30 protein-coding genes and 1 riboswitch are annotated in these 25,188 nt (G+C 66.8%); of the genes, 23 read left to right on the forward strand and 7 right to left on the reverse strand.

The window, feature by feature from the left end:
- The first annotated feature begins 291 nt into the window (after window positions 1–291).
- From ACSX1D_RS18195 to ACSX1D_RS18210, 4 genes are all read left to right on the forward strand, one after another.
- Entirely contained in the window at window positions 292–975 is a 684-nt protein-coding gene (locus tag ACSX1D_RS18195; RefSeq protein WP_439859846.1) for a hypothetical protein, read from the forward strand.
- 325 nt (window positions 976–1,300) lie between these two features.
- Complete coding sequence (locus ACSX1D_RS18200; RefSeq protein WP_439859847.1) at window positions 1,301–2,155, forward strand: DUF6502 family protein; 855 nt, start codon at window positions 1,301–1,303, stop codon at window positions 2,153–2,155.
- Complete coding sequence (locus ACSX1D_RS18205) at window positions 2,152–3,528, forward strand: DUF5666 domain-containing protein (RefSeq protein ID WP_439859848.1); 1,377 nt, start codon at window positions 2,152–2,154, stop codon at window positions 3,526–3,528. Before ACSX1D_RS18200 ends, ACSX1D_RS18205 begins: the two co-directional genes overlap by 4 nt.
- A gap of 156 nt (window positions 3,529–3,684) precedes the next feature.
- Complete coding sequence (locus tag ACSX1D_RS18210; protein WP_439859849.1) at window positions 3,685–4,437, forward strand: hypothetical protein; 753 nt, start codon at window positions 3,685–3,687, stop codon at window positions 4,435–4,437.
- A gap of 153 nt (window positions 4,438–4,590) precedes the next feature.
- Here the strand turns inward: ACSX1D_RS18210 and ACSX1D_RS18215 are convergent, their stop codons facing one another.
- Both ACSX1D_RS18215 and ACSX1D_RS18220 read right to left on the reverse strand, forming a co-directional pair.
- Window positions 4,591–5,955, reverse strand: a complete 1,365-nt coding sequence (locus ACSX1D_RS18215; protein ID WP_439859850.1) for a heavy metal sensor histidine kinase — start codon at window positions 5,953–5,955, stop codon at window positions 4,591–4,593.
- The gene (locus ACSX1D_RS18220) at window positions 5,952–6,635 is read right to left on the reverse strand and encodes a heavy metal response regulator transcription factor (protein ID WP_439859851.1); all 684 of its coding nucleotides are present in this window, start codon (window positions 6,633–6,635) and stop codon (window positions 5,952–5,954) included. The genes ACSX1D_RS18215 and ACSX1D_RS18220 overlap by 4 nt, the downstream gene beginning before the upstream one ends.
- Window positions 6,636–6,828: 193 nt before the next feature.
- On the opposite strand from ACSX1D_RS18220, the gene ACSX1D_RS18225 reads away from it, so the two are divergent.
- The 4 genes from ACSX1D_RS18225 to ACSX1D_RS18240 all read left to right on the forward strand — a co-directional run bounded on the left by ACSX1D_RS18225 (window position 6,829) and on the right by ACSX1D_RS18240 (window position 8,612).
- A complete protein-coding gene (locus tag ACSX1D_RS18225; protein ID WP_439862363.1) occupies window positions 6,829–7,083 on the forward strand; it encodes a DUF2933 domain-containing protein in 255 nt (84 codons plus the stop codon).
- 100 nt (window positions 7,084–7,183) lie between these two features.
- Window positions 7,184–7,399 (forward strand): hypothetical protein, encoded by a 216-nt coding sequence (locus tag ACSX1D_RS18230; RefSeq protein WP_439859852.1) that lies wholly within the window; start codon window positions 7,184–7,186, stop codon window positions 7,397–7,399.
- A gap of 107 nt (window positions 7,400–7,506) precedes the next feature.
- Entirely contained in the window at window positions 7,507–8,322 is an 816-nt protein-coding gene (locus tag ACSX1D_RS18235) for a redoxin family protein (protein ID WP_439859853.1), read from the forward strand.
- A gap of 89 nt (window positions 8,323–8,411) precedes the next feature.
- Window positions 8,412–8,612 carry a heavy-metal-associated domain-containing protein gene (locus ACSX1D_RS18240; RefSeq protein ID WP_439859854.1) on the forward strand — a complete coding sequence of 67 codons (201 nt, stop codon included), beginning with the start codon at window positions 8,412–8,414 and terminating at the stop codon, window positions 8,610–8,612.
- A gap of 79 nt (window positions 8,613–8,691) precedes the next feature.
- On the opposite strand, the gene bufA2 is transcribed toward ACSX1D_RS18240, so the two are convergent.
- A complete protein-coding gene (gene bufA2, locus ACSX1D_RS18245) occupies window positions 8,692–8,952 on the reverse strand; it encodes a BufA2 family periplasmic bufferin-type metallophore (protein WP_439859855.1) in 261 nt (86 codons plus the stop codon).
- Window positions 8,953–9,241: 289 nt separating this feature from the next.
- Between bufA2 and ACSX1D_RS18250 the strand changes: the two genes are divergently transcribed.
- The 7 genes from ACSX1D_RS18250 to ACSX1D_RS18280 all read left to right on the forward strand — a co-directional run bounded on the left by ACSX1D_RS18250 (window position 9,242) and on the right by ACSX1D_RS18280 (window position 15,279).
- Window positions 9,242–9,439: a co-regulatory protein PtrA N-terminal domain-containing protein gene (locus ACSX1D_RS18250; RefSeq protein WP_439859856.1), complete on the forward strand. Its 198-nt coding sequence runs from the start codon at window positions 9,242–9,244 to the stop codon at window positions 9,437–9,439.
- 211 nt (window positions 9,440–9,650) lie between these two features.
- Window positions 9,651–11,429 carry a copper resistance system multicopper oxidase gene (locus tag ACSX1D_RS18255; protein WP_439859857.1) on the forward strand — a complete coding sequence of 593 codons (1,779 nt, stop codon included), beginning with the start codon at window positions 9,651–9,653 and terminating at the stop codon, window positions 11,427–11,429.
- Window positions 11,430–11,441: 12 nt separating this feature from the next.
- Window positions 11,442–12,527, forward strand: coding sequence for a copper resistance protein B (locus tag ACSX1D_RS18260; RefSeq protein ID WP_439859858.1), 1,086 nt, complete (start codon window positions 11,442–11,444; stop codon window positions 12,525–12,527).
- Window positions 12,528–12,536: 9 nt separating this feature from the next.
- Entirely contained in the window at window positions 12,537–13,373 is an 837-nt protein-coding gene (locus tag ACSX1D_RS18265) for a c-type cytochrome (protein WP_439859859.1), read from the forward strand.
- 22 nt (window positions 13,374–13,395) lie between these two features.
- The gene (locus tag ACSX1D_RS18270) at window positions 13,396–13,830 is read left to right on the forward strand and encodes a DUF411 domain-containing protein (protein ID WP_439862364.1); all 435 of its coding nucleotides are present in this window, start codon (window positions 13,396–13,398) and stop codon (window positions 13,828–13,830) included.
- 192 nt (window positions 13,831–14,022) lie between these two features.
- On the forward strand, window positions 14,023–14,535 hold the full coding sequence (locus tag ACSX1D_RS18275) for a TlpA family protein disulfide reductase (RefSeq protein ID WP_439859860.1): 513 nt from the start codon (window positions 14,023–14,025) through the stop codon (window positions 14,533–14,535).
- A 3-nt stretch (window positions 14,536–14,538) separates the two neighbouring features.
- Window positions 14,539–15,279, forward strand: coding sequence for a cytochrome c biogenesis CcdA family protein (locus ACSX1D_RS18280; protein WP_439859861.1), 741 nt, complete (start codon window positions 14,539–14,541; stop codon window positions 15,277–15,279).
- A 66-nt stretch (window positions 15,280–15,345) separates the two neighbouring features.
- Here ACSX1D_RS18280 and merR read toward each other — a convergent pair whose 3' ends face one another.
- Window positions 15,346–15,747 (reverse strand): Hg(II)-responsive transcriptional regulator, encoded by a 402-nt coding sequence (merR, locus tag ACSX1D_RS18285; RefSeq protein WP_439859862.1) that lies wholly within the window; start codon window positions 15,745–15,747, stop codon window positions 15,346–15,348.
- Between the two features lie 74 nt (window positions 15,748–15,821).
- Here merR and ACSX1D_RS18290 point away from each other — a divergent pair, with 74 nt between their 5' ends.
- The 8 genes from ACSX1D_RS18290 to ACSX1D_RS18325 all read left to right on the forward strand — a co-directional run bounded on the left by ACSX1D_RS18290 (window position 15,822) and on the right by ACSX1D_RS18325 (window position 23,225).
- A complete protein-coding gene (locus ACSX1D_RS18290; protein ID WP_439859863.1) occupies window positions 15,822–16,169 on the forward strand; it encodes a mercuric transporter MerT family protein in 348 nt (115 codons plus the stop codon).
- Window positions 16,170–16,182: 13 nt separating this feature from the next.
- Entirely contained in the window at window positions 16,183–16,458 is a 276-nt protein-coding gene (merP, locus tag ACSX1D_RS18295; protein WP_439859864.1) for a mercury resistance system periplasmic binding protein MerP, read from the forward strand.
- A gap of 7 nt (window positions 16,459–16,465) precedes the next feature.
- Window positions 16,466–16,687 carry a GDCCVxC domain-containing (seleno)protein gene (locus ACSX1D_RS18300; protein ID WP_439859865.1) on the forward strand — a complete coding sequence of 74 codons (222 nt, stop codon included), beginning with the start codon at window positions 16,466–16,468 and terminating at the stop codon, window positions 16,685–16,687.
- 122 nt (window positions 16,688–16,809) lie between these two features.
- On the forward strand, window positions 16,810–17,589 hold the full coding sequence (locus tag ACSX1D_RS18305) for a sulfite exporter TauE/SafE family protein (protein WP_439859866.1): 780 nt from the start codon (window positions 16,810–16,812) through the stop codon (window positions 17,587–17,589).
- Window positions 17,590–17,693: 104 nt separating this feature from the next.
- Window positions 17,694–17,936, forward strand: coding sequence for an exodeoxyribonuclease VII small subunit (locus ACSX1D_RS18310; RefSeq protein ID WP_439859867.1), 243 nt, complete (start codon window positions 17,694–17,696; stop codon window positions 17,934–17,936).
- Window positions 17,933–18,820, forward strand: coding sequence for a (2E,6E)-farnesyl diphosphate synthase (gene ispA / locus ACSX1D_RS18315; RefSeq protein WP_439859868.1), 888 nt, complete (start codon window positions 17,933–17,935; stop codon window positions 18,818–18,820). The genes ACSX1D_RS18310 and ispA overlap by 4 nt, the downstream gene beginning before the upstream one ends.
- Before the next feature lie 158 nt (window positions 18,821–18,978).
- Window positions 18,979–20,877, forward strand: coding sequence for a 1-deoxy-D-xylulose-5-phosphate synthase (dxs, locus tag ACSX1D_RS18320; RefSeq protein WP_439859869.1), 1,899 nt, complete (start codon window positions 18,979–18,981; stop codon window positions 20,875–20,877).
- A 72-nt stretch (window positions 20,878–20,949) separates the two neighbouring features.
- A riboswitch (cobalamin riboswitch) is annotated at window positions 20,950–21,181 on the forward strand.
- 100 nt (window positions 21,182–21,281) lie between these two features.
- Window positions 21,282–23,225 carry a TonB-dependent receptor family protein gene (locus tag ACSX1D_RS18325; protein WP_439859870.1) on the forward strand — a complete coding sequence of 648 codons (1,944 nt, stop codon included), beginning with the start codon at window positions 21,282–21,284 and terminating at the stop codon, window positions 23,223–23,225.
- 53 nt (window positions 23,226–23,278) lie between these two features.
- Here ACSX1D_RS18325 and ACSX1D_RS18330 read toward each other — a convergent pair whose 3' ends face one another.
- The 3 genes from ACSX1D_RS18330 to ribA are packed head-to-tail and all read right to left on the reverse strand — an operon-like array spanning window position 23,279 to window position 25,109.
- Complete coding sequence (locus ACSX1D_RS18330) at window positions 23,279–24,076, reverse strand: cobalamin-binding protein (protein ID WP_439859871.1); 798 nt, start codon at window positions 24,074–24,076, stop codon at window positions 23,279–23,281.
- Window positions 24,076–24,492: an MFS transporter gene (locus ACSX1D_RS18335; RefSeq protein WP_439859872.1), complete on the reverse strand. Its 417-nt coding sequence runs from the start codon at window positions 24,490–24,492 to the stop codon at window positions 24,076–24,078. The genes ACSX1D_RS18330 and ACSX1D_RS18335 overlap by 1 nt, the downstream gene beginning before the upstream one ends.
- Window positions 24,489–25,109: a GTP cyclohydrolase II gene (ribA, locus tag ACSX1D_RS18340; RefSeq protein WP_439859873.1), complete on the reverse strand. Its 621-nt coding sequence runs from the start codon at window positions 25,107–25,109 to the stop codon at window positions 24,489–24,491. The genes ACSX1D_RS18335 and ribA overlap by 4 nt, the downstream gene beginning before the upstream one ends.
- Window positions 25,110–25,188: the final 79 nt, after the last annotated feature.

The raw sequence follows: 25,188 nt of genomic DNA on the forward strand, positions 1-25,188 counted from the left end.
GCCGAGTTCGCCCCCCCCCGCGGCGGCGGACCGACACCAAAAACTCCAAACTCGCCGAGTCCTGACAGTCGGTCGTTGACACTCGGATTGGCAGGTCTAACCTAGTGATGTGGGAAAAATTCCCACACAACGATGCTAGCTGGCTCAGAAGGATCTTGCGGAGACCGCAGTTGCCATTCACTGCAGATAGTTGGCCGCGCTGGTTGGCTGACCGCCCGATGGGCGGCGGGAATTAACTGGTTGCTGACTTCGATACCGACGTAACCAGGCAACGCTAAGCGGAGGTTCATCATGCTGCTCAAGAAATGTTTACTGGCTCTGGCCATTGGCGGAGTCCTATCGGCATCAACGGTTCTGGTACCCGACTACATTGGCGGTTTCTCCAGCGTCTATGCCAAGGATGGCGGCAGCAGCGGCAGTGGTGGTGGGGGATCCGGCAGCGGCGGCTCCGGCAGTGGAGGCTCAGGAAGCGGCGGACACGGCGGAGGCGGACATGGCGGCGGCGGCGGCGGCGGCCACGGAGGCTCGGGCGATGGCCACGGTCATGGACATGGCCACGATGGCGTCCGGGATGCGGCCAGAGACGCCGCAGACGCAGCCCGAGACTCGGCCAGAGATGCTGCCGATGCAGCCAGGGAGGCCGCCAGAGATGCCGCAGACGCGGACAGGGACGCTGCCCGAGCGGCTGGCGTTCCGGAAGCCGAGGCAGATGCTGCCAGAGATGCTGCCAAAGCCGAGGCAAATGCAGTCAGGGACGCCGCCAAAGCCGAGGCAGATGCAGCCCGGGACGCTGCCAGGGCTGAGGCAGATGCGGCCAGAGGGCCTGACGACGACGAAGCCGATGCAGCCAGGGAGGCAGCCGAAGACGCCGCCGACGCAGCCCGAGAAGCGGCTGAAGACGCAGCCGATGCAGCCAGAGAAGCACTCGAAGACCTGGTGAATGCGTCGAGAATGGCTGCCCAGACTAGCAACTAAGCCCCTCGGGCCAGAGGCGAAGTCGTCGCTTGCCGGCGGAACCAGGCGGCGCCTCAAGGCAGCGGATGTCGACCTTGCCGAGGCAGGTCGGCAAGGCCAGCGCGCTCGGAAATGAGCACGCTGGCCCACTGATAGAGCGCATCCGGACGCTTGAGGGACGCATCTGGAAAGCGTCATGAAGAAGCGCCACACGTTCATCCCAGGGTCGATACTGCTACAGGCTCCAGGCGATGAAGGTCCAAGCGCAGAAAATCTGAAAGCGAGACGGCGGCCCGAGCGCTCAGAACAGCCTCCCCGCCCACCAATGTCCTAAGGTAAGCCGTAGATGCGATTGCCCACTCTGCCTCCTTCCCTGTTGCCGGCGCTGCAACACGTCATGCGCCCATTGGTGAGGCTGATGCTGAAGAACGGGGTCACCTATGGCGGCTTTGCCGAATTGCTCAAGGCGATCTTCGTCGAGGTTGCCGAGCGCGAGTTTCGTCTCGACGACAAGCCCCCGACCGACAGCCGGGTCAGCCTGCTGACCGGGGTGCATCGCAAGGATGTCAAGCGCCTGCGGGCCAAGGCGCACGAGTCGGAAGTGGCGCTGCCCGAGATCATTTCGTTTGGCGCCCACTTGGTCAGCGTCTGGCTGAACAACTCACCGTTCTGCGCGCAACCCGGCAGTCCGCAGCCTCTGGCGCGCCTGGCCAGCACGGGTGGCGAGTGCTCGTTCGACGCGCTGGTGGCTCAGGTCAGCAAGGATATTCGCGCACGCGTCGTGCTCGACGAGTGGCTGCGCCTGGGCGTCGTGCGCTTGGACGACCAGGACCGCGTCCACCTAGAGACCAAGGCGTTCATTCCAAAGAGGGGGTTTGACGAGAAGGCCGCCTATTTCCGGCACAACCTGCACGACCATGCCTGCGCCGCCGTGCATAACCTGAGCGAAGACGGGGAGCCCTTCTTCGAGCGCAGCGTGCACTACGACAGCCTGTCCCCCGCCGCGGTTCGCCAACTGCGCGAAGCCGTCCAGGCCGAAGGCATGCAGCTGCTGATCGGCTTCAACCAGCTGGCCGCCGAGCTGGAGAAGCGGGACGCACCGCCCCCGAACGCCCGACAGCGCATCACCATCGGCCTTTATTTCTACACTGAACCCAGCCCGCCGGCAGGCGCCCCCCCGACCGAGGCCAGTTCGTCATGAACACTGCTTCTCGACTCCTGTACGCGATCGTTTTCCTATGCGGACCTTTGCTGCTCGCCTCGACGCCGCTGGGCGCGGCTCCCGCCTGCGTCGACCCGGGCGGCATCGGCGGCACGGGCGCCGTTGCCACCGGCGGCATCGGCGGCACCGGTGCGCCCGCCGATGAAGGAGGAATGGGCGGCACGGGCATTGTCGGCACCATCACCGGCTTTGGTTCCATCTGCGTCAATGGCGTGGAAGTGCACTTCGACGCCACGGTTCCACTCAGTGAGAACGGCGTTCCCGCCAGCAGCGACAAATTGGCCATCGGCCAGGTGGTGGCGGTGGAGGCCAGCGCCTCGCCCCACGGACTGCGGGCGCGCAGCATCGCCATCCTGCATGCCTATGAAGGCCCGATCACGGAGGCCCGGGCGGGCGCCGCCTCGCTGCGCGTAATGGAGCAACCGGTTCACCTCGCGCCGGGAGCCCGGGTCGCGGCAGGCTTGCGCATCGGCGAGCCGGTGCGGGTCAGCGGCCTGCGCAATGCCCGGGGCGAAGTGGTTGCCAGCCGCATCGATCGGGCACCGAACCTGGCGCAGGTCAGCGCGATCGGCGCCGTGGAGCGCGCCGGCAACCTGCAAGGGCTGGCCCTGAGCAAGCCGCTGGCACCCAGCGGCGAGGTACTGGTGCGCGGTACCTGGGATGGCCAGCGCCTGAATGTTGCAAGGACGCAACGCGATCCCGGCGCTCCCTTCGCCGGACGGGTGCGTAACGCGCTGGTGGAGGGACTGGTGCGCGGGCAACAGGGCAATCGCATCGAGTTCGGTGGCTTCACCGCTTATGTGGATCGCAGTACCGCCTACTCCGGCGGGCAGGTCGGCGACCTGGCGGTCGACCGGCGCATCCGGGTGACCGGCGTGTTCGGCACGGATCGGGACATCCGCGCCGCGCGCATCGAATTCGCCCCTGAGCGCCCCGCCACCTCCATCCAGCAGGGCTCTGGCGAGCATGGCTCGGCCACGAGCGAATCCGAACAGCACGAGAGCCGGGGCTCGGATCGGGACGTCAGCGAGTCCTTCGAGCGCAGCCACGAAGGCGAGACGAGGGAGCGGATCGAGCGCCGGGAGGAATCGGCTTCCGGCGAACTGGAGCGCCGCGAGCGGATCGAGATACGTGAATCCGCCGACCGCCTGGAAACCCGGGAGCGGATCGAAATCTTCGAGAACGGCGTGCGGGTAGAGCGGATCGAAAGGATCGAACGGATAGACCGCGATGACACACCGGAGCGGATCGAAAGGATCGAGCGGATAGACCGCGATGACACACCGGAGCGGATCGAGCGCATGGACAGGCCCGAGCGGGTCGACAAGGTGGACCGCTCCGGACCGAGCTGAAGCGAGATGCCGATAGCCGGCTAAGCTAAAGCGGGTGCGCTGGTCTTCCCGCTTGGCCCACCGGGGAGCAGGGGTAATCGGACGCGATGAGGCTTGCGTCGGGGCGGGCCGCGACCTAAATCCGAGCTTCGATATCGCGATAGCAACGAGGTAGACATGAGCGGCCTTCGAGTGACCCTGCCGGGCTTGCTGGTGTTCCTGGCCATGCCCGCCCTTGCCGAGTCGTTCACGGTGACGACGGGCCTGGACTACTCGCGGGGCCGCTATGGGACGCCTGCCACCAGCGAGACCTGGTATGTACCGGTGATCGCCAAGTACGAAACTGGCCCGCTGATCTACAAATTGACCATCCCCTACCTGCGCATCACCAATCCCTCGGTGGGCCCGGATGGCGAGCCCTTGCCGGGGGGCTGCGCCAGCGTTGAAAGCGGCCTGGGTGACACCGTCGCCAGCGCCGGCTATGCGCTGTTGGACGGCAGTCAGGCCGGCGGGCTGATACTGGATCTGGTCGGCAAGGTCAAACTGCCGACGGCCGACGAAGACCATTGCCTCGGTACCGGCAAGACCGACTACTCGGCCCAGATCGACCTCGCTCGGACCTTCGGAGCAATCGGCAGTTTCGCCACCCTGGGCTGGAAGAAGTTCGGCGACCCCGCGGGCACGGACTTCCGCGATCCGCTCTATGCCTCGCTCGGCTTCGTTACCAGGCTTGCGCCTGCGACGTCCGTGGGCGTGGCCTATGACTGGCGCGAGAAAGTGACGGCCAAAGGCCATGAGACCCAGGAGATCACCCTGTTCCTGAGCCATAGGCTCAGCCCGGCCTGGAAGGTCCAGCTGTACGCGCTCAAGGGGTTTTCCGATGCCAGCCCAGACGCCGGCGGTGGCTTGCTGCTCAGCCATACGTTCTGAGTGGCTTGCCCGCCTGTCAGTGGACGACGCCCATCACCGGTGGGCGGCACCGATACGGCTCGCCATCGCCTGAAGACCTCACTGGGCCCGCCAGCATTCGCCCCCTCAAGAAGCGCTTGCAGTTCGCCCTGAGCATGGGCCCGCCGGACAACGCTAGCGGGCGAACGCCATGTGGAAGGCCGTCCTGCCATTCGCCGAGCTGCACCAGATGCGCCCGCCGTGGGCCTCGACGATCGAGCGGGTGATCGCCAGCCCCAGGCCGGCGTTGCTCGGTCCGCCCTCACGGCGCGCCGGATCGGCCCGGTAGAACCTGTCGAACAGGCGCTCGAGGTGTTCCGGCGCAACGGTTTCTCCCGGGTTTTCCACGACCAGCTCGATGGCCGCATCGCTCTGCCGGATATCCACCGAGATGGCCTGGCCTTCCGCGGTGTAGCGCAGGGCGTTGGACAGCAGGTTGGAAATGGCGCGGTGCAACATCAGCACGTCGCCACGTACGCTGGCCGCCCCCGAGACCCTGAGCGCAATCCCGCGTTCCTCGGCCAGCAGCTGGTAGTAGTCGAACAGCTTGCTCACCACGGACTCGAGGGCGACCGGCTGCTGCTGCGGGATGATCAGCCCGTTGTCCGACTTGGCCAGAAACAGCATGTCGTCGATCATCCGCGCCATGCGCCTGAGGTCCTCGAGGTTGGAATGAAGGTTCTCCTCGTAGGCTTCGACGTCGCGCTTGCGACTGAGGATGACCTCGGTGTGGGTCATCAGGCTGCTCAGCGGCGTGCGCAGTTCGTGGGCGATATCCGCGGAGAAGCTGGAGAGGCGCACGAAGGCCTCGTCCAGCCGGCCCAGCATGGCGTTGAACGAGGTCGCCAGTTGCTGCAGTTCCAGCGGCACCGGCTCCAGCGGAATGCGCTCATTGAGCGACTTGGCCGACATCGATGCCGCCAGCTCGGTGACCCGGCGCAAGGGCCGCAGCCCGCTGCGCGCCACCACCCAGCCCAGCCCGGCGCTGACCAGGGCGCTGATGGCCAGGCCGAACCAGAACCAGCGCTGCAACGTGCCGAAGAACGACATGTGGGTGGTCACGTCGAGCGCCAGCAGCACCGTCAGCGGCTCACCGCGCGCTACCGGTACGGGCGCGGTGATGCCGCGGTACATGCGCTTGCCGGCCTGCCACTCCCACAGCGTGGCCTCGGGATAGCGGCGATACTGTGCCGGGATGCTAAGCGAGTCCGTACTGGAGAACAGCACGCTGCCATCACCATCGAGGATCAGCGCGCTCAGATCATGGTGCGCGCCCAGCAGCGCATTCAGCTGCCCCCGCGCCTTCGCCAGGTCGGCGCCGGGCGCCGCCCGGAGGATGCCCTGGGTGGAAGCGAGCTTGTCCTCCAGGGTCTGACGATCGAGCAATTCGAAATGATGCTGGCTGAGGCGATTGAAACTCAGCGCCGCGATAGTCAACACCGCGGCCACCGCCAGCATGAACATCAGGCTCATGCGGGCCGTCAGGGACAGCCGACTCATCGCGACTCCGGCTCGTCGAGCATATAACCCATGCCGCGCACGGTATGGATCAGCTTGACCGCGAACTCATCGTCGATCTTCGCCCGCAGGCGGCGCACGGCGACCTCGATGACATTGGTGTCGCTGTCGAAGTTCATGTCCCACACCTGCGAGGCGATCAGCGACTTGGGCAGCACCTCGCCGCGGCGACGCAACAGCAGCTCGAGCAGGGCGAACTCCTTGGCGGTCAGTTCGATACGCTTGCCGGCGCGAATGGCCCGGCGCTTGAGCAGGTCGACCTCCAGGTCGGCGACCTGCAGGCTGGCCAGGCTCGGCGCGCTGTTGCCGCGACGCAACAGCGTGCGCACCCTGGCCAGCAGCTCAGAGAAGGCGAAGGGCTTGATCAGGTAGTCATCGGCGCCCAGTTCGAGCCCCTTCACCCGGTCCTCGACGCGGTCGCGGGCGGTGAGGAACAGCACCGGCATCGACTTGCCGGCGGCCCGCACCAGGCGCAGGACCTCCCAGCCGTCCAGGCCGGGCATCATCACATCGAGAATCAGCAGGTCATAGGGCTGTTCGAGGGCACATTGCAGGGCCTCGGCGCCGTTCATCACCCGGTCCACGCTGAAGCCGGCCTCGCTGAGGCCCTGCTGCAGGTAGATACCGGTCTTGGGCTCATCTTCGGCCACCAGAATTTTCATGGGCGATTTTCCGGGTTGCTAAGACGGCGAGTGTGCAGCGAATCGGACACACCAACCAGCAGCTTACGCAAATGTAATCTCCGTATCAGCTGCCTGACAGGGGCACTGTCTAGGCTGTGAATGAGGCGTCCAAGTGTTCGCCGCCTTCGCGGAGCGCCGCCTGCCGCGCCCAATTCGCCACGGGAGTCGCCTGATGCCCCACTCGCCACCTAGCTCCGATCCCCCCACGCCGCCTTTCTGGAAAAGCAGAAACGGCGTGGTGCTGATGATGCTGCTGGCCATCGCCCTGTTCTATCTGGCCCGGGAACACTACGGGCATATTTCGCAGCTTCTGCCCTACCTGATCCTGCTGCTATGCCCGCTGATGCACCTGTTCGGCCATCATCATGGTGGTCATCGCCATCGGCATGGCGAATCGGGCAGCAGCAGGCACGAGCCGAGGGAATGAGTCCTGCCCTGCGCCTACGGCAGGTCGCCATCGACTGATCGAGGACGCCGGGCGCCCCTGCACCCGACTAATGTATCAACCCATAGCCCGGAGACGACCGATGCATGACACCACGATGTGGCCACTCGGGCCTTTGATGATGCTGCTCTTTGCCGCCCTGATCATCCTGCCATTCTGTCTGATCTTCAAAAAGGCCGGGTATTCGCAGTGGCTGGGGCTGCTGATGATCGTGCCGCTCGTCAACCTGATCCTCCTGTATTTCCTGGCGCTCTCTACCTGGCCCCGAGACAAGGCAGAGGATAACCTGGGCGACTGAACGCCCTCACGGCCTGGCAGCTAGCGCCGCTACCTATCGCCCCCGCGGGAATTCGTGCAGCGCGCGCCCGCGCACAATCATCAGCCAGGTAGCCGGGAGGCTCTCGCGTGTTAACCGTCAACCTGGGTCCGCTGACCCTGGACGTATCCCACCTGCTGCTGATCGGCAGCCTGCTGCTGGCGACGCTGAGCGGCTGGTGGGCTGGCCGCGCCAGCGGCCGCAACCCCGAACAACAGGTGTTCCGGCTGTTGCTGATGGCCTTGCTGGTCGCCCGCCTGGCGTTCGTGGTGAGCTATCTCGAGCACTACCGAGACGCGCTGTGGAAGGTCGTGGACATCCGTGACGGCGGCTTCATCGCCTGGCCCGGAGTCCTCGCTGCGCTCGTGTTGGGGGCCTGGCAGGCCTGGCGCGACCGCGGCCTGCGCAGGCCGCTCGGCGTGGCGCTGGCCGTCGGGGTACTGAGCTGGGGAATCGGCACACTCGCCTGGCAGGCACTGGAACAAGGCACCCGCCTGCCCGCGCTGACGCTGCGCGACAGCCATGGCACCCCGGTCGCGCTGCAGGACTACCGGGGCAAACCGCTGGTGATCAATCTCTGGGCGACCTGGTGTCCGCCGTGCCGGCGGGAAATGCCGGTCCTGGCCGAGGCCCAAGCCCGGGAGCCGGCACTGACCTTCCTGTTCGTCAACCAGGGCGAGGGGCCGGGCGAGATCCGTCGCTTCCTCGACCACGGCGGCCTCCAGTTACGCAACGTACTGCTCGACAGCGACGGGCGCCTCGGCCAGCAGGTCGGCTCCATGGCGCTGCCGACCACGCTGTTCTACGACGCCGAGGGCCGCCAGGTCGGCAACCACCTGGGCGAACTGTCCCGCGCCAGCCTCGCGCGCGCCCTGGAAATCCTGAGAGAGAATGGCCAGCCCTGATGCGCGGTGAAACCGGGCTTGACCTTGCCATGATGTCAGGGTCGATGCTGCCGCCGTGGCAATGACGCCACACAGCACGAGGACAGACCATGTTCGCTCTAGACGTTTCCGGAATGGGTTGCGGCAGTTGCGTCAGCAAGATCACCAAAGCCATCCAGGCCCTGGACAGCCAGGCCAAGGTCGAAATAGACCGAGCGGCCGGCAAGGTGAAGGTGGCGAACGCCGAGAGCCCGGAGGACATCCGCGCGGTGATCGAAGGCCTGGGCTATCCCACGCAACTCAGCGCCTGAAACGGATGCCGTTCAGGGGATGGCGACTGCCCGTTCGGCCCCGTGACCGGGGGAGTGACTAGCACTCCCCCGCCTGACTTCACTCGCCAGCCTTGCCACCGGCCTCATCACACTTGGCCTGGGTCATCAGCTGAAAACCCTGGCCCTTGCAGGCGCCTTGGCCCTTGCAGGCATTGGTGGCGGTCATGCAGTCATTCTGGCCTTTGCAGGCGTTGACGCCGAAGCACTGCACTTCGGCGGTCTGCGCCTCCTCGGCCGCTTGCGCCGGCAGGGTGCTGAAGAGGCTGGCCGCCGCCAGTGCCAGTGCCGCGCCGGTGGCGGCGGTGGATTTGCTCGACATATCGTTATCTCTCTTGAGTGCTTGGCGTGAGGTCGGCAGCGGCACTCGCCGAACCGACCGAAAGAAACCCAGGCATCGCAGCCTGATATGCCAGGGAGGCACGAGCATGACAGTACAGAGACGCGCGGTGGCCCTTCAAGAATAAAAACGCATCCTGACAGAACTGTAATCTCTATCTCAGCGTCCTGACAGGCGCCGCCGGCTAAGGTGGGTTCGAGCCTGAAGCTCACCCCGCCGTTCGAGCACAGCGTGCTCGGCGGTCCGAAACGACGCTACCGAGGATTCCCACATGAACACGCTGAAAACCTTCTTCGCCATCGCGGCCCTGAGCCTTTCCTCCCTGGCCATGGCCGAAGGCGGCGGCGACCGCACCTTCGCCCGCATGCAGTCGACAGAAACCGTCGCCACGCAGGTAGCCCAGCAGCCAAAGGCCGCAGCGCCGATGACCGGAATGAAGATGAAAAAGGCCGAACATGCCAAGTGCTGATCGGTCCCCGTCGGCCAACCTTACAGAAATGTAATCACCCTGAAGGTTGGAATATGGCAATTTTTACCCCCGCTGACGCGCGCCCGGGCGGCGTCAGCGGACAAACGTGCAGGGAGTCGGAAGCCCCCTGACCAACGCGGCACCAACCTCGAGCCATAAGGCGGTTGGTCGCCCAGCACTGGTTTCCTTCGATAGATTGGACATAAACGGCATGCACGCGAAAACCTCGAGGCGAACATTCGTCAAAGGCCTGACCGCCGGCGGCCTGCTGGCCGGACTGGGCCTGTGGCGCACACCGGTGTGGGCCGTCACCAGCCCTGGACAGCCGACCATGCTGGCGGGCACCGACTTCGAACTGTTCATCGGCGAAACCCCGGTGAACATCACCGGCAAGGCCCGCACCGCGATGACCATCAACGGCAGCCTGCCGGGCCCCATCCTGCGCTGGCGCGAAGGCGACACCGTGACCCTGCGCGTGCGCAATCGCCTGAGCGAAGACACTTCGATCCACTGGCACGGCATCATCCTGCCGGCCAACATGGATGGCGTGCCGGGCCTGAGCTTCCACGGCATCGCGCCCAACGGCATGTACGAGTACCGGTTCAAGGTGCAGCAGAACGGCACCTACTGGTACCACAGCCACTCGGGGCTGCAGGAGCAGGCCGGGGTCTATGGACCGATCATCATCGACGCCAAGGAGCCGGAACCCTTCCAGTACGACCGCGACTACGTGGTGATGCTCACCGACTGGACCGATGAAGACCCGAATCGCTTGATGGCCAAGCTGAAGAAGCAGTCGGACTACTACAACTTCAACAAGCGCACGGTCGGCGACTTCATCGACGACGTCAGCGAGAACGGCTGGTCCGAGGCCGTGGCCGATCGCAAGATGTGGGCCGAGATGAAGATGAGCCCCACCGACCTGGCCGATGTCAGCGGTTATACCTACACCTACCTGATGAACGGCCAGGCGCCCAATGGCAACTGGACCGGCCTGTTCAAGCCCGGCGAGAAGCTGCGCCTGCGTTTCATCAACGGCTCGGCCATGAGCTATTTCGACGTGCGCATCCCCGGCCTGAAGATGACCGTGGTGGCCGCCGACGGGCTGCACGTGGAACCGGTCAGCGTCGACGAGTTCCGCATCGCCGTGGCGGAAACCTATGACGTGATAGTCGAGCCGGCCAGCGCCGAGGCCTACACCATCTTCGCCCAGTCCATGGACCGCACCGGCTATGCCCGCGGCACCCTGGCCGTGCGCGAGGGCCTGAGCGCTCCGGTGCCCGAGGTCGACCCACGCCCGCTGATCGGCATGGACGACATGGGCATGGACCATGGCAGCATGGGTGGCATGGATCACGGCAGCATGGCTGGCATGGACCACAGCCAGATGGCCGGAATGGACCATGGCGCCATGGACCACAGCCAGATGGCGGGCATGGGCGCCATGGCCGGCATGAGCGCGCAGATGCAAGCCCATCCGGCCTCGGAGGCGAACAATCCGCTGGTCGACATGCAGACCATGATGCCCACCTCGAAACTCGATGACCCGGGCATGGGCCTGCGCGACAACGGCCGCCGGGTACTGACCTACGCCGACCTCAAGAGCACCTTCCCCGACCCGGACGGCCGCGAGCCGAGCCGTACCATCGAGTTGCACCTGACCGGGCACATGGAGAAGTTCGCCTGGTCGTTCGACGGCATCAAGTTCTCCGACGCCGAGCCGGTGCGCCTCAAGTACGGCGAGCGACTGCGCATCACCCTGGTCAACGACACCATGATGACCCACCCCATCCACCTGCACGGCATGTGGAGCGACCTGGAAGACGACAACGGCAACTTCAGGGTGCGCAAACACACCATCGACATGCCGCCGGGCTCCAAGCGCAGCTACCGGGTCACCGCCGACGCCCTGGGCCGCTGGGCCTACCATTGCCATCTGCTGCTGCACATGGAAATGGGCATGTTCCGTGAAGTGCGAGTGGACGAGTAAGGGAACCTAGAGATGAACAGCTCACTGAATACAGCAAGACGGGTCGGCGGCGCCCTGGCGCTCGCCCTGGGCGTGGCCGGCATGGCCAATGCCGCCGGGCAGATGGACCACTCGAAAATGGACCACGCAGCGATGGGCCATGGCAGCGCTCAGCCGGCGCCCAAGCCCCAGGCCATGGACCATGGTCAGATGGACCACGGCAGCATGGATCACAGCCAGATGAACCATGGGCAGATGGACCACGGTGCCATGGATCCCGGCAAGATGAGCCCGAAGCAAATGGATCATGGCGCCATGGATCACAGCCAGATGGACCATGGACAGATGGACCATAAGGCCATGGGCCATGGCGGCGCCTACCAGGGCAGCCGCGCGCCCGCTACGAGCAGCCGCACCCCGATCCCGGTGCTGACCGACGCCGACCGCGCCGCCGCGTTCCCGCCGCTGCCCGGCCATGCCGTGCACGACAAGATGCTCAGCTGGTTCCTGCTGTTCGACCAGCTGGAGTACCAGAACGCCGACGAAGGCAGCGTGCTCAGCTGGGATGCCTCGGCCTGGGTGGGCGGCGACATCGACCGCCTGTGGCTGCGTTCGGAGGGTGAGCGCACCAATGGCATGACCGAAGAGGCGGAACTCCAGGCGCTCTGGGGGCACGCCATCGGCCCCTGGTGGGAACTGGTCGGCGGCCTGCGCCAGGACTTCAAGCCGGGCCCGGCGCAGACCTGGGGTGCCTTCGGCATCCAGGGCATGCCGCTGTACGGCCTGGAAGTCGAGGCCACCGGCTTCGTCGGCGAGCAAGGACAAAGCGCCCTGCGCCTGGAGGGCGAGTACGACATGCTGCTGACCAACCGGCTGATCCTGCAGCCCACCGCCGAGCTGAACTTCTACGGCAGGAACGACCACGAACGCGGCGTAGGCTCCGGCCTGGCCAGCAGCGAAGTGGGCCTGCGCCTGCGCTACGAAATCCGCCGTGAGTTCGCACCCTACATCGGCGTCACCTGGAATCGCGCCTACGGCAATACCGCCGACCTGGTGCGCGAAGAAGGCGGTGATGTCAGCGAGGCGCGCCTGGTCGCCGGTATCCGGATGTGGTTCTGAGGAGCTGAGATGAAAAGAACAGTCAAGACCCTGGTCGCCGCGAGCCTGGTCGGCGGGGCCGCGGCCACCGCCGGCGCCTACTTCGGCCTGGTCAACGTCGGCGCCGATGACCCGCACCTGCCGGCCGTGTACGCCTTCCTGAGCATGGCCCGCGACCGCTCCATCGAGGTGCGCTCGCGGGACATTCAGGTGCCCGACCTCAACGATCAGGAGCTGATCCGCGCCGGGGCGGGTAACTACAACTCGATGTGCATCGGCTGCCACCTGGCCCCCGGCGTCGCCGCTACCGAACTGAGCCAGGCGCTCTATCCCGCGCCGCCGAACCTGGCCGAGATCGGCGTCGACGGCAACCCGGCGGCCGCCTTCTGGACCATCAAGCACGGCATCAAGGCCACCGGCATGCCGGCCTGGGGCAAGAGCATGGCTGACCCCTATATCTGGGGCATGGTCGCCTTCCTGCAGCAGCTGCCGGAACTCGATACCCAGCAGTACCGGACCCTGGTCGCCTCCAGCGGCGGCCACCAGCACGGCGGCGGCGAGTCCGACATGCATAACCATGAGAATCAGCACGGCACGCCGGGCGACGATCACCACGCCGGTGAGATGGCCGGCATGAGCCATCATGACGAGGCCGCGGATGACCATCACGCTGGCGAGGCGGCCGGCGCCAGTCACCATGATGTCGCCGCCGACCATCATGGCGCTGAACTGGCCAGCGCCGACCACCATGCCGGCGAAACGCCCGGCGCCAGCCACCACGACGCCCAGCCGGCGGCCGCGGCGCCCAAGCCGGCAACCAAGACCCACACCCACGCCGACGGCAAGGAGCACGTGCATGCCCACTAAATCCAACCTGTACCGAGCCAGCATGCAGGCCAGCGCCTTGGCCGCCCTGCTGTTCGGCGCCGCGGCCCAGGCCGCCGAGCCACTGAGCATCGACGTGCACCGCGACGCCAACTGCGGTTGCTGCAAGAAGTGGGTCGCACATCTGCAAGACAGCGGCTTCACGGTCATCGACCATGTCGAGTCCGACATGCATGCGGTCAAGCAGCGCCTCGGCGTGGCACCCCGCCTGGCCGCCTGCCACACGGCGGTGATCGACGGCAAGTTCGTCGAGGGCCATGTGCCGGCGGCGCAGATCATCGAGCTGAGCCAGCGTTCCGACCTGGTCGGCATCGCCGTGCCGGGCATGCCGGCCGGTTCACCGGGCATGGAGGTCGGCGGCAAGCAGCAGGCCTACCAGGTGATTGGCTTGACCCAGGCGGGCACCGACCAGGTGGTAGCCGACTATCCGGCGAACTAGGCAAGCGCGCCCCGCCGCTCAACAGTGCCCGGGGCCAATTGACTACACTGAAGGCAAGACCGTCGTGCGCAACTGCAGCCGGCACCCCGCGGCATGACGCGACGAGGGCAAAGCATGGACTGGCATACACCGACCCGGAGTGCGCTCACACCGCTTGAATGCCCGGCGCCAAGCCGGGCTTGGCCCCTGGCCGTGGCCAGCCTGCTGCTCCTATTCCTGCAGACCGCTGCGGCCGCGCCCCCTGCCGACCTGACGATCTGGCCCGAGCCGAAGACCGTAGCCGCAGTCGAATTTACCGATAGCCAGGGCAAGCCGCGCACCCTCAGCGACTTCAAGGGCCAGATTGTCCTGCTCAACCTCTGGGCCACCTGGTGCGGCCCATGCCGTGAGGAGATGCCGACCCTGGATCGGTTGCAGGGGCAACTCGGCGGCGCCGATTTCCAGGTGCTGGCCCTCTCGCTCGACCCGGACGGGGAACAGGTGGTGCGGGACTTTTACGCGGAAATCGGCATCCAGCACCTCGAGCTCTATATCGACGAGAGTGCCCGGGCCATCGGCAGCCTCGGCGCCTTCGGACTGCCCGCCACCCTACTGCTCGACCGCCATGGCCGGGAGCTGGGCAGGAAACTGGGCGCCGCCGAATGGGACAATCCCGAGGTCATCGAGTACCTGCGCGAACTCATCGGCACGCCCCAGGGGGGCTGAGCGGTGCCGACGCTAAGCGATATCGGCATCCTGAGCGCCTTTGCCGCCGGGATGATCTCCTTCATTTCCCCCTGCGTGCTGCCGCTGGTGCCCGGCTACCTGTCGTTTATCGCGGGCCGCTCGGTGGACGAACTGCAATCGATGCAGAACCGCCGCGAACGTATCGCCGTAGTCGGCATGAGCCTGACCTTCGTCCTCGGCTTCTCCACTGTGTTCGTCGTACTGGGTGCCAGCGCCAGCGCGCTGAGCAAGCTGCTGCTGACCTATCAGCAGCAGACAAACCTTATCGGCGGCGCCATCGTGATCACCTTCGGCCTGTTCATGACCGGCCTGGTCAACCCGCGCTGGCTGCATCTGGATGTACGCCTGGTCCATCGTGTCAATGCCAGGCTCGGCCCTGTGGCCACCTATGCCCTGGGCGCAGCGTTCGCCTTCGGCTGGACGCCCTGCATCGGCCCGATCCTGGGCAGCATCCTGACGATCAGCGCCTCCGGCACCAGGGTTGACGGCATCGCGCTGCTGTCCATCTACTCACTGGGCCTGGGCGTGCCGTTCCTGCTGAGCGCCCTGTTCATCAACCATTTCCTGGCGCACCTGAAACGGCTTCGGCGCTGGAGTCGGGTCATCCATCTAGGAGCGGGCGTCATCCTGATTTTCATGGGACTGGCCATGATCACCGGTCAACTGGCGGCCTTGTCCTACTGGTTTCTGCGGGTGTTTCCGGCGCTGGGCAGGATAGGATAGCGGCGCACGAAGGTCCGCCACGGCTGATGAAGAGGTCGAGCCGATCGTCATCTATCGCCACTGCGCTCAACCCGCCCTGGCCAGCACCTCGATGATCGGACAGCTCGCCTCAGCGCCGCCCGCGTCGCACCGGCCGACCAGTTCGCCCAGCACCTGCCGCATCGTCGCCAGCTCGGCCATCTTCCGCTCGATCAGCGCCAACTTGCGCGCCGCCAGCGCGCGCGTCTCGGCGCAGGCGCTGGCCGCGTCCAGGCTGAGCAGATCGGCCACCTCCGCGAGGCTGAAGCCCAGCGCCTGCGCCCGCTTGATAAAGCACAGGCGCGCGACCATCGCCGCCGGGTAGCGGCGCTGGCCACCCGGCGGCCTGGGCGGTTCAGCCAGCAGGCCACGGCGCTGGTAGTAGCGAATCGTCTCGACGCTCACCTCGGCGGCCTTGGCCAGTTTGCCGATACTCAATTCGACGCTCATCCACAACTCCTTGACTCTGTACCCAGGTACGGAATTTAGACTAGTCCCAGCGTACACAGGTTCAAGGAGTCGACATGAGCATGCTTAGCGGAAAAGGCTCGCTGCTGGCGGGCGGTTTGGCGGCCATAGGCGCGTCGCTGTGTTGCGTCGCACCACTGGCGTTGCTGGCGCTCGGCATAGGCGGCTCGTGGATGACCAGCTTGACGGCGCTGGAGCCGTACCGGCCGATCTTCATTGGCTTGACCCTGCTGTTCCTCGGCCTGGCGTTTCGCCGACTGTACTTCGTGCCGCAGGTCTGCGCGCCCGGAGCGCCCTGCACCGACCCACGCGCGCTGAGGCGCCAGCGCCTGCTGTTCTGGATCGTCACGCCGCTGCTGCTGGCGTTGCTCGCCGTGCCCTGGCTTGCCCCACTGCTCTACTGAAAGGAGGTGTCCCATGCGCAAACTGCTGCTGACGGCCCTGGCCGCCTTGCCCCTGCTGGCGCTCGCCGCCCCACCGCAAGCGCTCACTCTCGAGGTGCAGAACATGACCTGCGGGCTCTGTCCGCTGACGGTCAAGCGGGCCCTGCAACAAGTGCCGGGGGTCGAGAAGGTGCAGGTCGATTTCGAACGCAAGACCGCCAGTGTCCAATACGATCCCGACCGGGTGCAGCCGGCGACGCTGATAGAGGCGACCGGCAATGCCGGTTACCCCTCCAGGGTACGGGAGTAGCACCGCGATGAAACCCGTCGTCCTCGAATCCGTGCTGACCTGCCCGCACTGCGGCTTCGCCAAGCAGGAGAGCATGCCCACCGACGCCTGCCAGTACTATTACGAGTGCAGCCAGTGCAAGGCACTGCTGCGCCCCAAACCGGGGGACTGCTGCGTGTTCTGCTCGTTCGGCTCGGTGCAGTGCCCGCCGATTCAGCAGGCGGGTCGCTGCTGCGCGCGCGGTGACTAGGCTGCCGACAGTTGCAGCGCGCCAGCACGACAGCCCGCCGTTTCGCGCACACACCACCTTGGTCGGCTTGGCCGTCGGCACCGCGCTGGGTAAGCTCGACTCCTTCTTTGCGCGGATCGCCCATGAGCCTGAACGATATCCTGTTGCTGGTGCTGGCCGGCTTCGCCGCCGGCGGCATGAACGCGCTGGCCGGCGGCGGCACCTTCTTCTCCTTTCCGGCCCTGCTCGCCGCCGGCCTGCCGCCGGTCACCGCCAACGCCACCAACGCCGTGGCCCTGTGGCCGGCCAGCCTGGCCGCGGCCTGGGCGGCGCGCAGCAGCCTGCGCCCGCTGGGCCGCTACCTGCTGCCGCTGCTGCTGGCCGGTTTGCTCGGCGGTTTGGGCGGCGGCCTGCTGCTGCTGGCCGGTGGCGACGAGATCTTCCGCCACCTGATCCCCTGGCTGTTGCTGACCGCCACCGCGCTGTTCGCCGCCAGCCCCTGGCTCAGTCGCCTGCTGGCCGCCCGCCGGGCGCAGGCGGCGCCAAGTGCGCAGCCGCCGCACAGCCCGCTGTCGCTCGGCGCCCATGTCGGCGTGTCGATCTACGGAGGCTACTTCGGCGCCGGCATGGGCATCCTGCAACTGGCCGCCTTCTCCATCGAGGGCCATCCGGTGGCCCGCGCCAACGCCCTGAAGAACCTGATCTCGGCGGTGATCTACAGCATCGCCACCGTCACCTTCGTGGTCGCCGGGCGGGTCAGCTGGTACGAGCTGGCCATCCTGCTGACCGGCGCCACCCTCGGCGGCTACGCCGGTGGCGCCCTCGGCCAGCGCCTGCCACCGGCCTTGCTGCGCGCCCTGGTGATCGGCGTGGGCGGCGGCATGACCGCCTATTACTTCTGGACCACCTATTTTGCCGGCTGAGCGAGGCCCCTGCGCGCGCCCGGCGATTTGCCCGCACGCCGCGCCTCTGCTAGTGTCGCGCCGGTCACACACCCTGCCAGAGCCCCCTCCAGAGACCGTCCGCCATGGCCCGTAAGAAAGCCGCGCTCGACTTCGAGCAGTCCCTCACCGACCTGCAGAGCCTGGTCGAGCGCCTGGAAAGCGGCGAGCTGTCGCTGGAAGACTCGCTGAGCGCCTTCGAGCAGGGCATTCGCCTGACCCGCGACTGCCAGGCCGCCCTGACCCAGGCCGAGCAGAAGGTGCAGATTCTCCTGGAACGCGACGGCGAGCTGGAGGAAGCCCCCTTCGACGCGGATCGCCCGGCATGATCGCGGCCTACCAGGCGCAGTGTCAGCGCCGCGTCGACGAGGCCCTGGATGCGCTGCTGCAGCCCCCAGGCGCGGAGCTGCAAAGGCTCTACCAGGCCATGCGCTACAGCGTGGTCAACGGCGGCAAGCGGGTGCGCCCGCTGCTGGTCTACGCCGCCTGCGAAGTCCTCGGCGGCCAGGTGCAAGACGCCGACGGCGCGGCCTGCGCGGTGGAGCTGATCCATGCCTACTCGCTGGTCCACGACGACCTGCCGGCCATGGACGACGACGACCTGCGCCGCGGTCAGCCGACCACCCACAAGGCCTTCGACGAGGCCTGCGCCATTCTCGCCGGTGACGGTCTGCAGAGCCTGGCCTTCGAGGTCCTCGCCGACGCCCGCCGCAACCCCCACGACGCCGAGCTGCGCCTGGCGATGATCGCCGCCCTGGCCCAGGCCGCAGGCCCCGCGGGCATGGTCGGCGGCCAGGCCATCGACCTCGGCTCGGTCGGCCAGCAGCTGGACCAGGCGGCCCTGGAAACCATGCACCGGCACAAGACCGGCGCGCTGATCGAGGCCAGCGTGCGCCTCGGCGCCCTGGCCAGCGGCCGCGCCGACGAGGCCGCGCTGAAGGCCCTTCACGCCTATGCCCGGGCCATCGGCCTGGCGTTCCAGGTGCAGGACGATATCCTCGACGTGGAGAGCGACACCGCCACCCTGGGCAAGACCCAAGGCAAGGATGAGGCCAACCACAAGCCGACCTACCCGGCCCTGCTCGGCCTGGAACCGGCCAAGGCCTACGCCCTGGAGCTGCGCGACCAGGCGCTGCACGCCCTGCGCGCCTTCGACAACGGCGCCGAGCCGCTGCGCGAGCTGGCCCGCTATATCGTCGAGCGCCGCCACTGAGGCACCTGGCCGAGCCGCGCCCCGACGGGGACACCGGCCTGCGCGGGTGAATCAGGCCGGGCGGGCAACCCCGCCGCGCTTGCGCGGAGTTATGGCTTAAAGCTTGGCATCGCTTTCGGGTAAACTGCCGCATCTTTTTGCCTATAACGATTCGCCCGATGCCGACGACCTTCGATGAGATCCCCCGCGAGCGCCCGCTGACGCCCCTGCTCGACCGCGCGAACACGCCGGACGAACTGCGCCGCCTGGGCGAAGCCGAGCTGGTGAGCCTGGCCGACGAGCTGCGCCAGTACCTGCTCTACACCGTCGGCCAGACCGGCGGGCACTTCGGTGCCGGGCTCGGGGTGATCGAACTGACCATCGCCCTGCACTACGTCTTCGACACCCCGGACGACCGCCTGGTGTGGGACGTCGGTCATCAGGCCTATCCGCACAAGATCCTCACCGGCCGCCGCGAGCAGATGAGCAGCCTGCGGCAGAAGGACGGCATCGCCGCCTTCCCACGCCGCAGCGAGAGCGAGTACGACACCTTCGGCGTCGGCCACTCCAGCACCTCGATCAGCGCAGCCCTGGGCATGGCCATCGCCGCCCGCCTGGACAACAGCAAGCGCAAGAGCGTGGCGGTGATCGGCGACGGCGCCCTGACCGCCGGCATGGCCTTCGAGGCGCTGAACCACGCCTCGGACGTCAGCGCCAACATGCTGGTGATCCTCAACGACAACGACATGTCGATCTCCAAGAATGTCGGTGGCCTGTCCAACTACCTGGCCAAGCTGCTCTCCAGCCGCACCTACGCCAGCATGCGCGAAGGCAGCAAGAAGGTGCTGTCACGCCTGCCCGGCGCCTGGGAGATCGCCCGCAAGACCGAGGAACACGCCAAGGGCATGCTGGTGCCCGGCACCCTGTTCGAGGAACTGGGCTGGAACTACATCGGCCCGATCGACGGCCACGACCTGCCGACCCTGCTGGCCACCTTGCGCAACATGCGCGACCTGGAGGGGCCGCAGTTCCTCCACGTGATCACCAAGAAGGGCAAGGGCTTCGCCCCGGCCGAGGCCGACCCGATCGGCTACCATGCGATCACCAAGCTGGAGCCGATCAACGCGCCGGCGAACGCGCCGAAGAAGCCCTCCGGGCCCAAGTACTCCAACGTCTTCGGCCAGTGGCTGTGCGACATGGCCGCGCAGGACAACCGCCTGGTCGGCATCACCCCGGCGATGAAGGAAGGCTCCGACCTGGTGGCCTTCAGCGAGCGCTACCCGCAGCGCTACTTCGACGTGGCCATCGCCGAGCAGCATGCGGTGACCCTGGCCGCCGGCATGGCCTGCGACGGCGCCAAGCCGGTGGTGGCGATCTACTCGACCTTCCTGCAGCGCGCCTACGACCAGCTGATCCACGATGTCGCGGTGCAGAACCTCGACGTGCTGTTCGCCATCGACCGTGCCGGCCTGGTCGGCGAGGACGGCCCGACCCACGCCGGCAGCTTCGACCTGTCCTACCTGCGCTGCATCCCCGGCATGCTGGTGATGACCCCCAGCGACGAGAACGAGCTGCGCCGCATGCTCACCACCGGCTACCAGTACCTGGGCCCGGCGGCGGTGCGCTACCCGCGCGGCAGCGGCCCCGACGCCAGCATCGAGCCGGGCCTGCAACCGCTGGAGATCGGCAAGGGCGTGGTCCGCCGCCAGGGCAGGCGCATCGCCCTGCTGGCGTTCGGCGTGCAACTGGCCGAGGCGCTGAAGGTCGGCGAGACCCTGGACGCCACGGTGGTCGACATGCGCTTCGTCAAACCCCTGGACGAGGCCCTGCTGCGCCAGCTGGCCACCGAGCACGAGCTGCTGGTGACCATCGAGGAGAACAGCATCATGGGCGGCGCCGGCAGCGCGGTCAGCGAGTACCTGGCCCGTGAGGACCTGCTCAAGTCGGTGCTGCACCTGGGCCTGCCGGACTACTACGTGGAGCACGCCAAGCCGGCGCAGATGCTCGCCGAATGCGGCCTTGACGAGGCCGGCATCGAGGCCGCCATCCGTCGCCGCCTGGCCATGTTGCCAGCCTGATCGACGCGGCGCGGGCGACCAACGTCCGCGCCGCAGCATTGCTTTACCCGCCGCAGCCCCTTATGGTGCGCGGCGTTTCAAGTTGTCCGAGGTCGCGGCCATACCAGCCGCGTGAAAAGGGAAGCAGGTGCGCCGCTGTCAGCCGACAGCCGCCAAGCCTGCGCTGCCCCCGCAACGGTAATCGACAGCCGCCGAGCGACACCCGCTCTGGCGCCGGCTTTCCCGACACACCACTGGGTACGCCCGGGAAGGTGGGAAAATCGCAGTCGACAGCCCGGAGACCTGCCTCGGCGCAATCTGACTGGTGTTGCGGAGGGCATCACCGTCAAGCGCTGGCACCCGTCCGCTTGCCCGTGCTTGTCCCTGCCCTCCTCAAAAGACTTCTCCCTTTTGAGGATTTACCCATGAAACTGTCCCCTCTCGCCCTCGCCGTAGCGCTGACCCCGAGCCTGGTACTGGCTGCCGAGCCCGCCGAACCCTATCAGGCCCAGCCATTGGTGGTGACCCGCGGCACCCCCCTGCAGAAGCCCGCGCCGGCCAGCGTCCGGGTGATCGACCGCAAACAGATCGAGAAAAGCGCCGCCCACAACCTGATCGAAGTGCTGCGCGGGCAGGCGGGGCTGCAGGTTCGCGACACCCTGGGCGACGGCAACCGCGCGTCGATCAGCCTGCGCGGCTTCGGCGAGAATGCGGTGAACAACACCCTGGTGCTGGTCGACGGCCGCCGCCTGAACAATCCCAGCCTCAACGGCCCCGACCTCAACAGCGTGCCCCTGGCCAACATCGAGCGCATCGAGATCATCCGCGGCGCCGGCACCGTGCTCTACGGCGACCAGGCGGTAGGCGGGGTGATCAACATCATCACCCGCACGCCAGTCGACAACGAAGCCTATGTGGAGACGACCCAGGGCAGCCACGACCTGGAGGCCTATCGCGGGCATCTGTTCCAGCAGCTAGGCGCCGGGTTCTCCGTCTATGCCAGCGGCGAAACGCGCCACACCGACAATTATCGCGACCACAACAACGCCAGCTACAGCAACGGTTTCGCCCGGCTGCGCTACGATCACGCCGATGGTTGGGCACTGTATGAGTACCAGAGCACCGACGATGAACTGCTCTACCCCGGCGCCCTGACCATTGCCCAACGCCGCGCGGACCGCAAGGCGAGCACCTCCAACGAGTGGAACGACAGCAAGACCCAGGTCCACCGCTTCGCCTTGGAACAGGCCATCGGCGCCAACTGGACCGGCAACTTCGATTACAGCTTCCGCGACTCCGATGGCGTAGGCCTGATTTCCGGCAGCCCGTTCAATGACGGCACCCGTGTGGAGAGCTTCAGCCCGCGCCTGACGGCCCACTTCGATAGCGGCCTGGGGCGCAGCGAGTGGCTGATCGGCCACGACCACATCACCAGCGATTACCAGGCCGCCTACGCCAGCTTTCCGAGCTTCAGCAGCCTGGCGCGCCAGACTCAGCGCGACTGGTACACCCAACTGAGTCAGCCCCTTGCCAGCGATGTCAGCCTGATCCTGGGCTACCGCGCCAGCGAGGCGGAGGACCGCAACAAGCGCAACGACCTCAGTCATACCGACCGGGAAGGCAGCACCAGCGTTGCCCTGCAGTGGCAGGCGAATCAGCAGACCAGCCTGTTTATCAAGCGCGAAGATGTGCTGCGCTGGGCCAACGTCAATGAGAACGCCTCAGTCGGGCCCGGCGTGACCTTCCTCAAGCCACAGACCGGTGAGTCCTGGGAAAGCGGAATCGAGTGGCGCGATGGCAGCCAGCGTTACCAGGCCACTCTCTACCGCCTGGATCTGGAGGACGAGCTGCTGTACGACCCGCTCGCCGAACACTCCGTATTCGGCCCTGGCGCCGGCGCCAATATCAACCTGGACAAGACCCGTCGCCAGGGCCTGCTGCTCGAGGGTGAGGGTTCGCTGACCAACAAGCTCAGTGTCGGTGCCCAGTACAGCTTCACCGACTCGGAGTTCCGCGCCGGCCAGAACAAGGGCAACGAAGTGCCCTGGGTGTCCCGTCATAGCGCCGGCGCACACCTGAACTACATCGTCCTGCCGGGACTGAACGCCTATCTGGAAGCGATCTACACTGGCGCCCGCTACCTCTCCAGCGACGACGCCCATGTCCTGCCGCGCGAAGGGGGCTATACCCTGTTCAACGCCGCCCTGAAATACGAGTACCGCCAGTTCAACGCCAAGCTGCGGGTCAACAACCTCACCGGCAAGCGCTACGACAGTTTCGCCACCTACTCCGCCTGGACACCGGGAAACAAGGGACTGTATCCAGCACCGGAAGAAGATGTGCAACTGAGCGTCGGCTATCGCTTCTAAGCCGCCACCTACAACAAGGCCCCGCAATCGCGGGGCCTTGTGCATTCAGAGGGCTACTGCGCGTCCGCCAGCCGGGCGCACAGTTTCTCGGTCGCCGCCAGCATCTGGAAACTGGGCCGTTCCAGGCCCTTGTCCGGCACCGGCCAGAGTTGCTTGCGCTTTACCGCGGTCAACTGCGGCCAGCGCCGCCAGCCGTCCAGCTGGGCGCCGCTGCCGGCGAGGATAACCTCGGGATCGCGCTGCAACACGGACTCGACGCTGACCTGCGGCGCCGGCAGGCTCAGGTCGGCGAAGACGTTCTCGGCGCCGCACAGGCGCAGGGCGTCGCTGATGATCTGGCGCCCGCCTATGGTGTACAGCGGCTTGTCCCAGATCTGATAGAACACCCGCAACGGCCGCTCGCGGCGATAGCGCCGGCTCAGCTCGGCCCGGCGCTCGTCGAAGCGCTGGCGCAACGACTCCCCTTGCGCCTGGCGACCGATGCGCGCGCCGATCTCGGCGAACTGGGCGGCGAGATTGGTCAGGTCGCGTGGTTCCACGACCAGTAGGGGAATGCCGAACGCCTGCAGCTGCTGGCGCTGGGCCGGGCCGATGCTGTCGGGCCAGAGCAGTACCAGATCGGGCTGCAGCTTGAGCAGGCTTTCCATTTCCAGCTGGCCATAGCGCCCCACCGACGGCAGGTGGCTCAGCGCGGCGGGGCGCTCGCCGCCATCCAGCACGCCGACCAGCAGGTCGGCAGCTTCGAGCTCCAAGACGATCTCACTGAGCGAGGGTGCCAGGCTGACCACCCGCTCCACCGCCAGCGCCGGCCAGGCCAGCAGCGCGAGCAGGCACAGCCCCAGGCGCGTCATCAGCCGAGCTGGCGGGGAATACGGTAGAGGTAGAACAGCACCAGGCTGGACAGCGCCAGGAGCAGCAGCGGAATGCCCTCCAGACCGGCGAACAGCGCAACGGCGGCGACCCAGGCCGGCAGCGCGGCGACCAGCATGGCCCGCCCTCGGCACTCGCCCAGCGCCTGCCAGGCGGCTGGCTCCTGCGGCGTATCCAGGGCTTTCTCGGTAGCCACCAGGGCACGCTTGTAGGCACGAAACAGCGGCAGGCTGGCGAACATCGCCAGCAGGCCGGCGATGAACAGCGGCATGGCCAGCGGCCCCGGCTGGCGAGCGCCGCCGAACACCAGGTTGAGGACGAACAGCGGCGCCAGGGCCAGGGTCAGCAGCCCCCACCAGCGGAGCGCCAGGCGCCGGCGCTGCTCGCTGCGACTCACGGCGCTTCCTCGACCTCGCCCTGGTGCAGGCTGCCGAGCAGATGGCCGAGCTTGCCGGCCTTGGTCGCCAGGTACTTCTTGTTGTGCGGATTGTGGTCGATCTGCAGCGGCACACGGGTGGCCACGCTGATGCCCATGTCGCCCAGAGCCTTGACCTTGCGCGGGTTGTTGGTCATCAGCTTGAGTTCGCGAATGCCCAGGTGCTCGAGCATCGGCCGGCAGATCGCGTAGTCGCGCTGGTCGGCGCCGAAGCCCAGGCGCTCGTTGGCCTCCACGGTATCGGCGCCGCCATCCTGCAGCTCGTAGGCGCGGATCTTATTCAGCAGGCCGATGCCACGGCCTTCCTGGCGCAGATAGAGCAGCACGCCACGGCCCTCGCTGGCGATCGCCCGCAGGGCCGCCTCGAGCTGGAAGCCGCAATCGCAGCGCAGGCTGAACAGCGCGTCGCCGGTCAGGCATTCGGAGTGCAGGCGCCCCAGCACCGGCTCGCCGTCGGCCACATCGCCGAAAGTCAGCGCGACATGCTCCTTGCCGGTGGCCTCCTCGAGAAAACCATGCATGGTGAACACGCCAAACGGCGTGGGCAGTTGGGAGGCGGCGACGAACACGACAGGCACCGGATGCTCCTAAGAAGAATAAGGGCTGGGAAGTGGCAAGGGCGGCATTGTAACAGCAGCCCCCGCCGGCGGGTCAGCC

The sequence above is a fragment of the Pseudomonas sp. MBLB4136 genome (assembly GCF_051904765.1).
Lineage (GTDB): Bacteria > Pseudomonadota > Gammaproteobacteria > Pseudomonadales > Pseudomonadaceae > Aquipseudomonas.